The following is a 14,389-nucleotide window of genomic DNA, read 5'->3' as shown; positions in this document are numbered from 1 at the left end:
ACGCGTGAAAGTCAATTTATTAGACGCTGAGATTCTATGGAATTGAGGCGCCTTTTTACAACCGCGAATTTACGGAAATATTGACCATTTTTAGTTAACGAAACCTAAAGTTTTTAACCAATATAAAGTCTTATCAACACAATGTTTATTTTTGTAAGATGAACAGGTTAAAGCCTTTGATTGATTTTTATATTAATAGCAGCATTCACGTGGCAGTTGCTGTGTTTTCAATGACTTATGTGACGGTATTGGAACTCGGTTTGCCGACAGATTGGCCTCTGTTTTTATTTGTCTTTTTCTCCACGATTACGGGGTATAATTTCGTAAAGTACTTTGGAATGGCGAAGTTTCACCATAGAAGGTTGGCAAGATGGTTGAAAATTATTCAGGTGTTTTCATTGGTATGTTTTTTTTTGATGCTCTGGTTTTTGTGGCAGTTACAACCTCAAACGATTGTCTATGTTGCTGTTTTTGGTGTGGTTACATTTTTATATGCCATTCCATTTTTACCGAAACGGTATTTTGTGGATCGACAAAAAAACTTAAGAAACATTGGTGGTCTGAAGGTGTATGTGATTGCCTTGGTTTGGGCTGGGGTCACTGTTTTACTACCTGTATTGGATAAAAACGGGCTATTTACTTTGGATGTATGGCTCACTGCCATTCAGCGCTTTTTGTTGGTCATGCTTTTGATGTTGCCGTTTGAAATTAGAGATTTGCAATACGACAGTTTGAAGCTGGCTACGATTCCCCAGAAAATTGGAATCAAGAACACAAAGATAATGGGGGTTTTGGTGAGTATGGTTTTTCTAATGTTGGAGTTTTTCAAGGACCAATTGAGCCTAAAATTGATTTTACTAACTTTAGCAGTCACATTGATAACCTTGCTCTTTATAGTATTTGCCAATAAGAAAAGAAGTAACTATTACAGTTCTTTTTGGGTTGAAAGCGTGCCAATATTCTGGCTGGTATTACATCTGATTTTTTAACTGTTGGTTTAAACGGTCTTCCATAAGTTTACGTTCGCTGTACTCCAAACATTCCAAGTTGGAAGATTTTAGAGCCTTGGTCAACTTGGTGTTCCGGTTGACATATAATCTTGTGGTACGGCACCAAAGATATCTGAAACTCAGCTTTACCTTTTCCCACAAGGTAGATTCACGATATTGTGATTTGTCACAAATATGAAATGCTTCTTCTTTTGAAATGATAAATAATCTAAACATTGTTATGATTTAAACCAGTGTTTTTCCATGCATTCTGCCAATGTTAACCGTGCACGATGAATTATGACCCATAAATTAGACGCAGTGATGTTGAGTTCATTACAAATTGTTTCTGTTTCATAGTTTAAAATGGTTTTCATTTTGAACACGGTGGCCTGTCTTTCGGGCAGTTTACTCATACAATCGTAAATGGCATTGCCAAGTTCAATGTTTTCTAGCGTGTCCTGAGCATTTAAATAGGCATCATCTTCTACGCGCTCTTCAAGCCAATCCCCTTCGTTTTCATCTGTACTGTAAGTCATTCTGACTTCAGCTTGACCTTTCTTGGAGTTTATTTTTCTATAATAATCGATGATTTTTCTCTTTAAGATAGAAATAAGCCAAGTGCGTTCACTGGCTTCGCCTTTGAAATTCTTCATCGACTTTAAACCGGCAAAAAAGGTGTCTTGGATGATGTCTTTAGCAATTTCGCGGTCATTGACCCTGCTGATTGTGTAATTAAAGAGATAATCCGAATAAAGTTCAATCCACCTATTAGGGTTGATTTGATGGTTTGGCATCTGTTTTATAGCAATGTGTTTCAAAATTAAGTAAATAAAATTTAATATTTGATCAAATTAACTAAAGCGTCTTGGATGTTCCCATATTTGAAGTTGAAGCCATTTTCCAATAGGCGTTTGGGAATCACGTTTCTGCTTTTGAGAATAAGTTCGGTTTCAGTCCCTATCAGTTTTGCGCCGAAAGTTAACAGCCATTCCGGATGAGAAACGCCAATAGGAATCCCCATTGTTTTTCTTAAGGTCTGCATCAGGGTTTTATTGTCCGTTGGTTTTGGTACACATAGGTTGAAACTACCTGAAAGTTGAGGATGGTCGATTAAAAACTCAACAGTTCTTATAAAATCCGCTTCGTGGATCCAACTTACTTTTTGTTTACCAGATCCTTGAGTGCCACCTATTCCAAAGCTGATCAGTTTTTTTAGAGGGAGGAGTGCGCCACCGTGTTTGCCTAATACGATAGACGTGCGAAGGGCTATTTTTCGAGTCTTGGGATTAGTGATGGAGTAGAAGGCATCTTCCCAAGATTTGGCAATATTCATTGAGAAATCATCGCCAATGATGCCGGTTTCTTCATCGTTTTCATGACATAAAGAGTGTTCATAAATGGTAGCGGTTGAAGCATTCATCCACAGCTTTGGTGGATGTTCACATAGATTAATGGCAAGTCCCAGAATATGCGTGGCGTCGATGCGCGAATCGTAGATGAGTTTTTTATTGGCTTCAGTGTATCTGCAATCCACTGATTTTCCGGTTAGATTAATGAGCACATCAGCATTTTCTAATGCTTTTGTCCATTCACCTAAGTCTTTTGCATTCCAATAGATGTCGTTTTTTAGTTTAGGATGTCTTGTTAAGATGGAGACGTGATATTTGTTTTCTATGAAATAGTTTTCCAACACTTGTCCTAAGAATCCGGTGCCGCCTGCAATTATGATGTTTTTCATTATATCGGTGTTTTATTCCTACCAGTGGTTTTGATACTTCGAGTCTTGTTTCGATCGGGAAAAGACGGTTTAGTATCCGTAGTTTGAACTCACGTCCCAAGGTTCTTGATTTTTTGACACTTTTTTTAAAGCGTTGTGTTTAGTAAAGCTGTTCCGATTTACTCTGCTGAACATGGGAATTCATTTTTTTAAAGATGATTACTGTAAGGTATATGGCCAATACTACGGGAACTGAGACAAAAACATAAGCGAAATTCCCTAATTCGAAATGACTGTTTTCAATCGGGATCCAGGATAAAAAGTATGCGATGACACTGCCAAGATATATTTTGAGATTATTATCTTTTGGATGATTAAGCAACAGGCAAATTCCTAAAACAACTTGTATCAGGCCTGTCAGCATAGTTGAAAGCAAAGCGTAGAATAGGAAAACATTGAAAATAGTTCCCACTAATCCGAGAAGAATTGGTAAGCCTATCGCAAAAAGGTTAAAACGGTGTATTAGTTTCATATCGGTTATTTTAAACTTTCAGAAACTACTGAAAGTAAATTGGAAATTTTTTATTTTATCAGTTTAATCAGAGATTTGGTAATCCAGTTTTGTTGTTGGTTGACAATTTTATTCAGCATGGCATCAGCAGTTTCGGTTAAATCGTAAAGGGCTTTGGTTTGTTTGATCAATTCTTGTGTTTTTTTGGTACCATCATCTCTGATGGAGGAGACCTCCTTTAGAACTTTTACCACGGGTTGAATTTCCCGTCTGCTTCTTTCTTTGGCAATAATCCGTGCCAATTCCTGTACATCCTTTTCTGTGGTAAAATACTCTTTTCGCTCTCCGGGAATTAATTCTTTGGTGACAATGCCCCAATCCATCAGTTGGCGTAGATTCATGCTGGTGTTGCCGCGAGATATATGTAGTTGCTCCATAATATCTTCCATGGACAAAGGCTTTGTTGAAATAAAAAGTAAGGCTTGAATCTGGGCCATCGCCTTATTAATGCCCCAAAGTGTCCCGAGACTTCCCCAGGTACTAATGAATTTTTCCTTTGCTTCCTGATATTCCATGATACAAATATATGATAATTTTCGAACTTTCAAAAATTATTGAAAGTTTATTTTATGATTGATGTGAAATGATTATTGATAATTGGAATTTGCAATGAATACAACTATAAACGTTGGATTCCTCTGGAATCCATACTGTTTTGATAGAATGTGGTATCAAACGTCTTAGAAAATTGAAACAAGAAATCTAAAAGACGCCATAGGCATCCCGCGTTTGTAGCCCCAAATATTCACGCAGTTCACGATCCTGTAGGTGTCGCACCAGTTTAGTTTAGATATTTTAATTCGACGGCATCAATCCCGCACGTTTCAATAGGGCATCAGGTTGTGGTTCTTTTCCTCTAAAGCGTTTATAGAGCACCATTGGGTCTTCAATACCACCTTGTGAAAGCACATTCTCCATAAATTTGGTGGCGACTTCCTTATCAAAAATGCCTCTTTCCTTAAAGAATTCAAAGGCATCGGCATCTAAAACTTCAGCCCACTTATAGCTGTAATAACCAGAGGAATAACCGCCTTGAAAAATGTGGGAAAAGGAGGTGCTCATGCAATTTTCTTTCACATCCGGAAATAATTGAGTGCCTTCAAAGGCCTTTAACTCATGCGCTTTAACATCGGTAATTGAAGTTGGATCGATGCCATGCCAGCTCATGTCCAAAAGTCCAAAACTCAACTGGCGCAAGGTTTGCATCCCTTCATGGAAGGCAGCAGAGTCTTTTATTTTTTGAACCAAATCCATAGGGATCAATTCGCCTGTTTGATAATGGGTAGCGAACAATTCCAAGGCTTCTTTTTCATAACACCAGTTTTCAAATACCTGACTTGGTAATTCCACAAAATCCCAAAACACGCTGGTTCCCGATAAACTAGGATAGGTTGTGTTTGCCAACATGCCGTGAAGTGCGTGTCCAAATTCGTGAAACAAGGTGGTGACTTCATTAAAAGTCAATAATGAAGGTTTGGTTTTGGTAGGCTTTGTAAAATTGCAGACGATGGAAATGTGCGGACGTTCATTTTTATCTCCTTTTATAAATTGGGGTTTGTAACTGGTCATCCATGCGCCGTTGCGCTTTCCTGGTCTCGGGAAAAAATCGGCGTAAAAAATGGCAACCAATTCATCGTTGGCGTCAGTAACTTTATAAGTTAAAACCTCTTCGTGGTATTTATCGATGGTCGTAATTTCTTCAAACACCAATCCAAATAATTTTTGAGCCACTTTAAAAGCGCCATCAATAACATTCTCAAGTTTGAAATAAGGTTTTAGCTTTTCATCATCCAAATCAAACCGACTCTGTTTCAGTTTTTCAGCGTAATATGCTGAATCCCATTTTTCCAATTGGCTAATACCATCTAAAGAATTGGCAAACTCTTGAAGTTCTTTAAACTCGCGGAGGGCTGCAGGTTTAGCCTTGACCAACAATTCTTCCAAGAAGTCTTCTACTTTTTGCGGGGTTTTGGCCATGCGTTCTTCAAGAACAAAGTGAGCATGTGTTTTATAGCCTAAAAGTTGTGCGCGTTCAAACCGCAATTTGGCAATCTGCAAGACATTCTTTTGATTGTCTAAAGCGTCGCCTTTAAAAGCCTTTTTTCCAGCGGCAATGGCTAATTTTTTTCTGAGTGCTCTATTGTCGGCGTAGGTTAAGAAGGGGATATAGCTTGGGTAATCCAAAGTAAATAGCCAGCCTTCCTTGTCTTTGCTTTCTGCCAATTGTTTGGCAGCTTCCAATACGCCTTCCGGCAAGCCTGAGAGTTCTTCCACATTGGTGACCAACATTTCGAAATTGTTGGTTTCTGCCAAAACATTCTCACCAAAGGTCAATTGGAGTTGGCTCAACTGTTTATCAATAGCTCTAAGCTTATTCTTTTTTTCTTCTGAAAGATTGGCGCCATTTCGCGCAAAACTCTTATATTTTTTATCCAAAAGCGTGTGCTGCTCAGTGGTCAACTCTAAAGTGTCTTTTTGATCGTAAATTGCTTTCACCCTTTTGAATAGAGCTTCGTTTAAAGTGATGTCATTGCTGAATTCAGTGATTAAAGGGGATACTTCCTGTGCGATCTTTTGAATGATATCGCTCGTTTCAGCTGAGTTGAGATTGAAAAAAATACTCGAAATCCGATCCAATTGCTGGCCGGTGAATTCTAAGGCTTCGATAGTATTTTCAAATGACGGCGCTTCCAGAGTATTGGTTATGGCCTCAATCTCTTGTTTGGCACTGTCAATGGCGACTTTGAAAGCCGGTAAAAAATCCGTGTCCTTTATTTGAGAAAAAGGTGCCGTGTTATAGGTCGTATTAAAAGATGTATTTAAGATATTCATAAAATGAAATGTTCTGATAATTAAACTGTTATGTGAGATTTTTCTTGCTAAAGAGTTGTAAATCTGATAATTAACTTATTTTTCACAACTATGTATTGATTATATTTATACATTTGCCTAGCAATTGTTAAGAAGTTTCGATAAAGACCCTTTTTAGAATTGATTAATAGCATGAAATCCCTGACATTTGTCGGGGTTTTCTATTTTAAATCTTGAGCGGAAGCAATAACCTTTGCTTTTAAGTCTTCCTTATACGCAATGATTTTTTCTTGGACCTGAGCGTCCGAACTTCCAATAATTTGGGCGGCAAGAATACCCGCGTTTTTTGCGCCATTTAAAGCGACTGTGGCAACCGGGACACCGCCAGGCATTTGAAGGATGGAAAGGATGGAGTCCCAGCCATCAATGGAATTGGTACTTTTAACAGGAACTCCAATCACAGGCAGTGGCGATAACGAAGCAATCATTCCGGGTAAATGTGCGGCTCCTCCTGCACCTGCAATGATTACTGAAAATCCGCGGGTATGCGCGTTTTTGCCATAATCAAATAATTTCTCTGGTGTTCTGTGGGCTGAAACAATATCAACTTCAACCTCAATATTAAACTCTTTTAATATATCGATGGCGTCTTGCATTACTGGAAGGTCACTTTTGCTTCCCATGATGATTCCTATTTTGCTCATAATTTTTTAAACTTCAAATATTTAAATTCCCTGTTAGCCAAGAGGAAGGCAGATTATTGATCTGCTATGTATTTACTGACTAATGACTTTAATTAAATTCTTTACATCCTCGGCAATTTGTCGCGCTTCATTTAAATCTTCATTGACAATCGTTACATGTCCCATTTTTCGAAATGGCCTGGTTTGCTTCTTGCCGTAAATATGCGGCGTAACGCCGTCCATTGCCATAATATCTTCTATATTTTCATAAATGACATCTCCAGAATGGCCTTCGGCACCCACCAAATTGACCATTACCGCTGCAACTTTATTATTTGTATTCCCTAAAGGTAAATCCAAAATAGCTCTTAAGTGTTGCTCAAACTGCGAGGTGTAACTGGATTCAATAGTATGATGTCCCGAATTGTGTGGTCGGGGCGCAACTTCATTCACAAGAATTTGGTCATCTTGAGTTTGAAACATCTCTACCGCCAATAGGCCAACATGATTGAAGGCTTTCGATACTTGTAAAGCAATGTCTTGAGCTTTATGGGCGATTTTAGTACCAATTCTCGCTGGACAAATCACATATTCCACTTGATTGGCTTCTGGATGAAATTCCATTTCTACTACGGGATAGGTCTTGACTTCTCCTTTCACATTTCTACTGACGATAACCGCAAGTTCGTTTTTAAAAGGAATCATGGTTTCTGCAATACATTCGCCATCTTGAAGATCTTTTAAGTCTGCTTTGCTACGCACCACTTTAACTCCGTTGCCATCATATCCAAACTGAGCGGCTTTCCAAACAAATGGCAAATGGAGTCCGCCATTGTCAATAGCGTCTTCAATTTGAGAAAGGTAGGCAAAACGCGTAAAATTGGCCGTTGGAATATTATTGTCCACATAGAACAACTTTTGAGTGGCCTTATTTTGAATGATTTTTAAAGTTTTGGACGACGGAAACACTTTGACGCCTTGTTTTTCTAAGGTTTCAAGAGCATTAGCGTTGATATTTTCAATTTCAATGGTGAGTACATCTACATGCTTTCCAAAATTGACGACCGTTTCATAATCCATTAAATCGCCTTGGGTAAATTCATTACAGGCAATTTTACAGGGTGCTTCATCACTGGGGTCAAGGACACAGGTGTAAATGTCAAATTTTCGAGTTTCTGTAAGCAGCATTTTGCCCAATTGGCCTCCACCTAGAATACCGAGTTTAAAGTTTGAGGAAAAATAATTCATGTTTAAGGTTCTTACAGGGGGAAATCATTTAAATTTATGTCGTTAATACGGCAAAAATACGCTTAAACTCTGAAAGTTGTAAATGAAATCCTGAAATTTCGGGAGTAATTTTTAAATCAAAAGCGTATATTTGCATCTTTTAAAAACCAATGACATTGATTAAGCTTCACGATTTATATTTTAAACCCTTTATATCGGAAAAGGAAATTGATACTGCTGTCCAAAGATTGGTGGACGAGGTGGCGAACGATATAAATGACGAAATTCCTGTATTCGTTGGCGTTTTGAACGGCTCATTCATGTTTGTGAGTGATTTTGTGAAAAAGTATCCAAAACCGTGCGAAGTGACGTTTATTAAATTAGCGTCTTATGAAGGGGTAAAATCAACGGAAGATATTGAACGTCTTATTGGATTGACGCAGGATTTGTCAGGTAGAACCGTTGTAATTCTTGAAGATATTATTGATACGGGCAATACTTTGGAGGAAATCCATCGTATTTTCAAGAATGAAAACGTTAAGGAGCTGAAAATTGCCACGCTCTTTCATAAACCTGAAGCGTACAAAAAAGATTTTAAACTACATTATATTGGTATTAATGTTCCTAAAAAGTTCATTGTCGGTTACGGCTTGGATTATGACGGATTGGGGAGAGATTTGCCAGAAGTATATCAATTAAAAACGACTCAACATATGACTAATTTTGTGCTATTTGGTCCTCCAGGTGCAGGGAAAGGAACACAGGCTGATTTTTTAAAGGAGACCTATAATCTAGTGCATATTTCTACAGGTGATGTGTTTAGGTACAATATCAAAAATGAAACGGCATTAGGGATGTTGGCCAAATCGTTCATGGATAAGGGCGAATTGGTTCCAGATCAGGTCACAATCGACATGCTGAATTCCGAAGTGGAAAAGAATGCAGGTGCCAATGGTTTTATTTTCGATGGTTTCCCAAGAACCACAGCCCAAGCCAAAGCCTTGGATGAACTGATGGAAAGTAAAGATTCACAGATTGACGCCATGATTGCCCTTGAGGTTGATGATGAGGTTTTAGTGGAACGTTTGCTAGGTCGTGGAAAAACCAGTGGAAGACCGGACGATGCCGATGAGCAAATCATCAGAAACCGTATCAATGAATACTATAAGAAAACAGCCATTTTGAAGGATTATTATATGGCTCAGGATAAATACTGTGGCGTAGATGGTGTTGGAAGCATCTCAGAAATTACAGAGCGTTTGAATAAAGTGATTGATGCGCTATAACTGGATTATTGAAATAGAGTGATCTTATGCATTGGGTGTTCGATTTTTAATGAAATCGGGCTTTATCTTTTTTGAACACCTTTATAAATTGGATTTTAATTAAAAAGACTCCCATTTTCGTGGGAAGTGGACATGACCGAAGGAAATTTTGTTGATTATATAAAAATGAACGTCCAATCCGGAAACGGAGGCAAAGGTTCTATGCACTTGCACCGTGAAAAATACATCACCAAAGGGGGGCCTGATGGTGGTGATGGTGGTCGTGGTGGTCATGTCATTATAAGGGGCAACGAAAATCTATGGACCTTATTCCATTTAAAGTTTAAAAAGCATATTAGAGCCGAGCATGGAGGACACGGGAGTGCCTCAAGAAGTACTGGTGCTGACGGTGCAGATGTTTATGTTGATGTGCCATTGGGAACGGTGGTCAAAGACGCTGAGACCAATGACGTCATTTTTGAAATTACCGAACACGGCGAAGAGAAAATTATAGTCGAAGGCGGAAAGGGCGGATTGGGAAACTGGCATTTTCGCACCTCTACCAATCAGACGCCACGCTATGCCCAGCCTGGAATTCCGTTGCAGGAACGCGACATCCTTTTGGAGCTTAAAATTCTGGCCGATGTTGGTCTTGTAGGCTTTCCAAATGCCGGAAAATCAACTTTACTGTCGGTGATTACCTCGGCTAAACCAAAGATAGCCGATTATGAATTTACTACACTTAAACCCAATTTAGGTATTGTGGAGTATCGTGATTTTCAGACTTTTGTCATGGCGGATATTCCTGGAATTATCGAAGGTGCCGCGGAAGGTAGAGGCCTCGGACATTACTTTTTAAGACATATTGAACGTAATTCAATCCTCCTGTTTTTGATTCCTGCAGATGCTAAAGATATTCTTGAACAATATGAAATTTTATTGGATGAGTTGCGTCGCTACAATCCGGAAATGTTGGATAAAGAACGCTTGATTGCCATTTCAAAAAGCGATCTCCTTGATGCTGAGCTTGAAGCGGAACTCAAAATTGAACTCGATAAAACTTTACCAAAAGATTATATATTCATCTCCGCTGTAGCTCAAAAGGGCATCACTGAATTGAAGGATAGACTTTGGAAAATGCTGCATACCTAATTTTAGAATTAATCGTTTCCTCGTTCTGTTTCTTCGAAATTGTGGCGCTCGACCTCAGTTGTGTGATTTCGTTATTTTTTGACCATTAATTTCCAGTTGATAAAGTGGGGCTTCATGATTTTATGATTCTTTTCTACCTTTTTGCTTTCATTTTCAGCATACGAGTCTAAACACTTCTTAAATAAAACATTTAATACAATTTTAGTAATTCTTATGAAGTCTTGGATTTTTCCTTTCGTAACTTTGGGTAAAACGATATAAAATGAAAAATCTAAACCATAAAGTTGCCTTAATTACAGGCGGCAGTAAAGGAATTGGCTACGGCGTAGCCATGAGTTTGTTAAATGAGGGCGTAAGTGTAGCCATAACCAGTAGAGATGAAGCCAGCGCCAAAGAAGCGGCGGCGGAACTTTCAAGGAACTGTAAAACAACAGCGAAAGCGATAGGTATTGAAGCCGATGTTAGGAAATATGAAAGCCAACAAAATGCGGTAAAACAAGTGCTGTCAGAATTTGGACAATTGGACATTGTAGTGGCGAACGCAGGATTAGGGCATTTTGCGCCCATTGAAGAGTTAACTCCGGAGCAATGGCAAGAAACGATAGATACTAATCTTACAGGGGTGTTTTACACAATTAAGTCGAGTGTGGATGCGCTCAAGAAATCAAATGGCTATTTTATTAGTATCTCAAGTTTGGCAGGTACCAATTTTTTTGCGGGTGGTTCAGCTTATAATGCCAGCAAATTTGGGGTTACCGGGTTTACACAATCCGTGATGTTGGATTTGAGACAGCATAATGTCAAAGTGAGTACGATCATGCCAGGTTCGGTGTCAACATATTTTAATGGCAACCAGCCGGATCCAAGCGACGCCTGGAAAATCCAAAGTGAAGATATTGGTGAATTGGTTGTTGGTTTGTTAAAAATGAATGAGCGCACGTTGCCTAGTAAAATTGAGGTAAGACCAACCATGCCCCCAAGTAAATGAAGATAGATTGTTAAATGTTTAGCTAGAATGCCTCTTGCAATTTCCTGTCTTTTGACATTGAGAAATGTTAAAGAGGCATTATTTTTATTACCTTTAAAATAAAAAAACCATGAAAAAATCACTCATCCTACTTGGGCTTTCCCTTATTGTTGTGTCTTGTGCTGCTGTGCGCGTTAATTATGATTATGAAAGAGCCACAGATTTCAATCTCTATAAATCCTATAACTATTATGGCGATATGAATATGGGGATGAGCGAATTGGATTCGAAAAGGCTTTTGGATGCCTTAGATGCGGGCTTGCAGGCGAAAGGCTTGAGTTTATCAGATTCTCCCGATTTTCTAATTAATATAAATAGCAGCAGCTATCAAGAAGCGCAACGCAGTAATATGGGCGTTGGCGTTGGTGGTAGTGGCGGCAACGTTGGCGGCGGAATTTCCATAGGTATTCCCGTTGGGCAAGCAAAGATAACTAGGGAGATTGTATTTGAATTTGTAGATGAAGATAGATCAGGACTGTTTTGGCAGGCCATTAGTGAAAGTTCTTATCAGCCAAATGCTAGACCAGAAGTGAAGGAATCTCAATTTAGAGCCATTGTTGAAAAGGTGTTGTCAGGATATCCACCTGCGCCTAAAAAGAAATAATTGATAAGCAATTCTCTATATATAGTTGTTTCTATTCTCTTCTTTTTATGCTCAATTTTTAGAAATTCCCTATAAATTAAATTGACTCATTATCAATAGATTGTGATTTTCTGTAATTTGAAGTTATGCAGTTCATCGAAAATAATTGGTTATTCATCGATATTATTATACATTCGTTATGTACATGTCCCAACCAAATTTATTTTTATGAAAGCTTTCAAACTTACAATATCGTTATTCTTAATGACCATTTTCTCTTTTGGTCAAATTTCTACTCAAGAAAAAAATGCCCTTATAGAACTTTGCAACTCTACCAATGGTGAGGCTTGGCTCAACCCTTGGGATATTGATTCTCCTGTGGATACATGGCACGGGGTGAACATTGTCGACAATAAGGTAGTTTCACTTAATTTGGATTTCAATAATTTAGTGGGTGTATTGCCGATGGAAATTGGTGATTTAATTCACCTTGAGCACTTAAGCCTATTCAGAAATTCAATTTCGGGTCCTATCCCGGCAAGTATCGGGAAATTAACAGCTCTGAAGGAAATCAACTTAGCTTTTAATAAACTTCATGGTACTATCCCAGAAGAGGTGACAACGCTGTCATCGTTGGAATCTCTGCAACTGTTCATGAACGAATTGTCAGGGCAGATTCCAAACAAGATCGGAAACTTATCAAAATTGAAGACCTTAGAATTATACAATAATAACTTAAGTGGATCCATTCCGCAATCTGTGGAAAATCTTACAAACTTACAAACACTTGTAATCAGCAGTAATACCTTGACAGGAAAACTGCCTTCCAATTTGTCCCAGCTCAAAAATTTGAAATCATTAAGTGTTTTTGACAACCAACTATTGGGTACTATTCCAGAATCGATTGGTGAGTTATCCAATCTTGAAGAATTGGTGTTGTCGAACAACGCTTTTTATGGCGATTTACCTTCACAAATGGTAAAATTGAGCAAGCTTAAGGTTCTTCTTATAGGAAACAATAGTTTTAAAGGAGAATTGGCGCAATTGGAAAAACAGTTTCCTAATTTAATTGCGTTTGATTATCAAAATACAAAGCCTGGTGGGGTCCTTGCTACTTTAGACACAGAGGATTAGCATTAGCATCACAATATGACAGACTCCCAACATTTATTTGTTGGGAGTTTTTTATGAAATAAAGTTTTTATAATCAGAAAAAAGCTATTATATTTGCAGTCCTAAAATGAGGCAGTCGGTATTATGAACCGAGAGTTAAAAGCTAAGAGAATCATTTTAATTTATATCGCGGGATAGAGCAGTAGGTAGCTCGTTGGGCTCATAACCCAAAGGTCACAGGTTCGAGTCCTGTTCCCGCTACTAACAAAGACAAGCCTTTCAAGAAATTGAGAGGCTTTTTTTATGGCCATGGGTACAGAATAACGGAACAAGGATCAAGTCAAAAAGTCGTGAGATTTTGAGATTAAGCATAAAGTGTAGATAATCGATTTAGGAAGAACCCTTCGTTCTTTGCATCTTTGAATTGTGGAATTATGCTTAAAAAAAGTACTCATTAAGAAGAAAGAAAACGGAACAAAAATGTCAAAGAAACCCTGGCCTACTAAAGAAGCGATGGAACAAATTTATGCCATGAAGCTATGGGGCAGTGGCAATTCTGAATTCTATTCAGGAATTGGGTCGCATCATCCAGAAATAATAATACCGTATATAGATGTTTTGGTGTCATTTCTGACGTCTTTTGAAAATCCTCTTGTCGTATGTGATTTGGGCTGTGGCGACTTTAATGTGGGCAAGGAATTGGTGAAGTTCACTAAAAAGTATGTGGCGATAGATATCGTAGCAGATATTATTGCGTATAACAAAGAAAAATTTAAAGAAGAAAATTTAGAATTCCATTGTTTGAATATTGCAGTGGATGATTTGCCTTCTGGAGATTGCGCTATATTAAGACAAGTACTCCAGCATTTATCTAATGTAGAAATACAACGAATAGTCGAAAAATTGGCCGATTTTAAATATGTCATTTTAACCGAGCATTTACCGGAAGCAGACTTTGTCCCCAATAAAGATATTATTTCAGGACAGGGAATTAGACTGAAAAAGGCTAGTGGCTTAGATCTATTGGCTCCACCGTTTAATTTTAAGATTAAAGATGAAAAACAATTAGTGTCTGTTCCTCTAAATGAGGGTAAAGGGATTATTGTGACTACGCTTTATACTATTTTTTGACTTCAGGAATGTTGAGCTTTTGGAGGCTGTTTATATGCTGATTTGTGCCATTCTTTTCTAATTCTCTAGAGGTCATTTTGATACACAAGTGCCTCATTTGGTTTTTTATGTAGAAAC

The 14,389-nt window shown here is 38.1% G+C and carries 15 protein-coding genes and 1 tRNA gene; 8 read left to right on the top strand and 8 right to left on the bottom strand.

Features of this window, described 5'->3' with window-relative positions; genetic code table 11:
- The first annotated feature begins 158 nt into the window (after positions 1 to 158).
- Positions 159 to 989: a UbiA prenyltransferase family protein gene (locus tag G6N06_RS16995; protein WP_163517832.1), complete on the top strand. Its 831-nt coding sequence runs from the start codon at positions 159 to 161 to the stop codon at positions 987 to 989.
- Here G6N06_RS16995 and G6N06_RS16990 read toward each other — a convergent pair.
- The 8 genes from G6N06_RS16990 to G6N06_RS16955 all read right to left on the bottom strand — a co-directional run bounded on the left by G6N06_RS16990 (position 972) and on the right by G6N06_RS16955 (position 8,022).
- Positions 972 to 1,226: a hypothetical protein gene (locus tag G6N06_RS16990; RefSeq protein WP_163517833.1), complete on the bottom strand. Its 255-nt coding sequence runs from the start codon at positions 1,224 to 1,226 to the stop codon at positions 972 to 974. The genes G6N06_RS16995 and G6N06_RS16990 overlap by 18 nt on opposite strands.
- A 2-nt stretch (positions 1,227 to 1,228) precedes the next feature.
- Positions 1,229 to 1,786 (bottom strand): sigma-70 family RNA polymerase sigma factor, encoded by a 558-nt coding sequence (locus tag G6N06_RS16985; RefSeq protein ID WP_163517834.1) that lies wholly within the window; start codon positions 1,784 to 1,786, stop codon positions 1,229 to 1,231.
- A 41-nt stretch (positions 1,787 to 1,827) separates the two neighbouring features.
- Entirely contained in the window at positions 1,828 to 2,730 is a 903-nt protein-coding gene (locus G6N06_RS16980; RefSeq protein WP_163517835.1) for a TIGR01777 family oxidoreductase, read from the bottom strand.
- A 139-nt stretch (positions 2,731 to 2,869) separates the two neighbouring features.
- The gene (locus tag G6N06_RS16975; protein ID WP_163517836.1) at positions 2,870 to 3,241 is read right to left on the bottom strand and encodes a hypothetical protein; all 372 of its coding nucleotides are present in this window, start codon (positions 3,239 to 3,241) and stop codon (positions 2,870 to 2,872) included.
- Positions 3,242 to 3,291: 50 nt separating this feature from the next.
- A complete protein-coding gene (locus G6N06_RS16970) occupies positions 3,292 to 3,795 on the bottom strand; it encodes a GbsR/MarR family transcriptional regulator (protein ID WP_163517837.1) in 504 nt (167 codons plus the stop codon).
- Positions 3,796 to 4,075: 280 nt separating this feature from the next.
- Entirely contained in the window at positions 4,076 to 6,112 is a 2,037-nt protein-coding gene (locus tag G6N06_RS16965; RefSeq protein ID WP_163517838.1) for a M3 family metallopeptidase, read from the bottom strand.
- A 200-nt stretch (positions 6,113 to 6,312) separates the two neighbouring features.
- Positions 6,313 to 6,795, bottom strand: coding sequence for a 5-(carboxyamino)imidazole ribonucleotide mutase (purE, locus tag G6N06_RS16960; protein WP_163517839.1), 483 nt, complete (start codon positions 6,793 to 6,795; stop codon positions 6,313 to 6,315).
- Positions 6,796 to 6,867: 72 nt separating this feature from the next.
- The gene (locus G6N06_RS16955) at positions 6,868 to 8,022 is read right to left on the bottom strand and encodes a 5-(carboxyamino)imidazole ribonucleotide synthase (RefSeq protein WP_163517840.1); all 1,155 of its coding nucleotides are present in this window, start codon (positions 8,020 to 8,022) and stop codon (positions 6,868 to 6,870) included.
- 155 nt (positions 8,023 to 8,177) lie between these two features.
- On the opposite strand from G6N06_RS16955, the gene G6N06_RS16950 reads away from it, so the two are divergent.
- The 7 genes from G6N06_RS16950 (at position 8,178) to G6N06_RS16920 (ending at position 14,272) form a co-directional block, all read left to right on the top strand.
- On the top strand, positions 8,178 to 9,287 hold the full coding sequence (locus tag G6N06_RS16950; protein WP_163517864.1) for an adenylate kinase: 1,110 nt from the start codon (positions 8,178 to 8,180) through the stop codon (positions 9,285 to 9,287).
- Positions 9,288 to 9,419: 132 nt separating this feature from the next.
- The gene (gene obgE, locus G6N06_RS16945) at positions 9,420 to 10,418 is read left to right on the top strand and encodes a GTPase ObgE (protein WP_163517841.1); all 999 of its coding nucleotides are present in this window, start codon (positions 9,420 to 9,422) and stop codon (positions 10,416 to 10,418) included.
- A gap of 262 nt (positions 10,419 to 10,680) precedes the next feature.
- Positions 10,681 to 11,406, top strand: coding sequence for an SDR family oxidoreductase (locus G6N06_RS16940; RefSeq protein ID WP_163517842.1), 726 nt, complete (start codon positions 10,681 to 10,683; stop codon positions 11,404 to 11,406).
- Positions 11,407 to 11,515: 109 nt separating this feature from the next.
- Positions 11,516 to 12,049, top strand: a complete 534-nt coding sequence (locus tag G6N06_RS16935; protein ID WP_163517843.1) for a DUF4136 domain-containing protein — start codon at positions 11,516 to 11,518, stop codon at positions 12,047 to 12,049.
- 207 nt (positions 12,050 to 12,256) lie between these two features.
- Positions 12,257 to 13,162, top strand: coding sequence for a leucine-rich repeat domain-containing protein (locus G6N06_RS16930; RefSeq protein WP_163517844.1), 906 nt, complete (start codon positions 12,257 to 12,259; stop codon positions 13,160 to 13,162).
- A 167-nt stretch (positions 13,163 to 13,329) separates the two neighbouring features.
- Positions 13,330 to 13,402: transfer RNA gene (locus G6N06_RS16925), tRNA-Met, on the top strand.
- A 219-nt stretch (positions 13,403 to 13,621) separates the two neighbouring features.
- Positions 13,622 to 14,272, top strand: coding sequence for a class I SAM-dependent methyltransferase (locus G6N06_RS16920; protein ID WP_240338091.1), 651 nt, complete (start codon positions 13,622 to 13,624; stop codon positions 14,270 to 14,272).
- Positions 14,273 to 14,389 lie beyond the last annotated feature (117 nt).

This window comes from Gelidibacter japonicus (assembly GCF_010725055.1).
Taxonomy (GTDB): domain Bacteria; phylum Bacteroidota; class Bacteroidia; order Flavobacteriales; family Flavobacteriaceae; genus Gelidibacter; species Gelidibacter japonicus.
The sequence above is the reverse complement of the archived record's forward strand: the minus strand, read 5'-3'. Positions and strand labels throughout refer to the sequence as shown.

Excerpts from the sequence above, each read along its gene's own strand:
- G6N06_RS16995 (WP_163517832.1), top strand. The coding sequence starts at position 159 with ATGAACAGGTTAAAGCCTTTGATTGATTTTTATATTAATAGCAGCATT.
- G6N06_RS16990 (WP_163517833.1), bottom strand. The coding sequence starts at position 1,226 with ATGTTTAGATTATTTATCATTTCAAAAGAAGAAGCATTTCATATTTGT.
- G6N06_RS16985 (WP_163517834.1), bottom strand. The coding sequence starts at position 1,786 with ATGCCAAACCATCAAATCAACCCTAATAGGTGGATTGAACTTTATTCG.
- G6N06_RS16980 (WP_163517835.1), bottom strand. The coding sequence starts at position 2,730 with ATGAAAAACATCATAATTGCAGGCGGCACCGGATTCTTAGGACAAGTG.
- G6N06_RS16975 (WP_163517836.1), bottom strand. The coding sequence starts at position 3,241 with ATGAAACTAATACACCGTTTTAACCTTTTTGCGATAGGCTTACCAATT.
- G6N06_RS16970 (WP_163517837.1), bottom strand. The coding sequence starts at position 3,795 with ATGGAATATCAGGAAGCAAAGGAAAAATTCATTAGTACCTGGGGAAGT.
- G6N06_RS16965 (WP_163517838.1), bottom strand. The coding sequence starts at position 6,112 with ATGAATATCTTAAATACATCTTTTAATACGACCTATAACACGGCACCT.
- purE (WP_163517839.1), bottom strand. The coding sequence starts at position 6,795 with ATGAGCAAAATAGGAATCATCATGGGAAGCAAAAGTGACCTTCCAGTA.
- G6N06_RS16955 (WP_163517840.1), bottom strand. The coding sequence starts at position 8,022 with ATGAATTATTTTTCCTCAAACTTTAAACTCGGTATTCTAGGTGGAGGC.
- obgE (WP_163517841.1), top strand. The coding sequence starts at position 9,420 with ATGACCGAAGGAAATTTTGTTGATTATATAAAAATGAACGTCCAATCC.
- G6N06_RS16940 (WP_163517842.1), top strand. The coding sequence starts at position 10,681 with ATGAAAAATCTAAACCATAAAGTTGCCTTAATTACAGGCGGCAGTAAA.
- G6N06_RS16935 (WP_163517843.1), top strand. The coding sequence starts at position 11,516 with ATGAAAAAATCACTCATCCTACTTGGGCTTTCCCTTATTGTTGTGTCT.
- G6N06_RS16930 (WP_163517844.1), top strand. The coding sequence starts at position 12,257 with ATGAAAGCTTTCAAACTTACAATATCGTTATTCTTAATGACCATTTTC.
- G6N06_RS16920 (WP_240338091.1), top strand. The coding sequence starts at position 13,622 with ATGTCAAAGAAACCCTGGCCTACTAAAGAAGCGATGGAACAAATTTAT.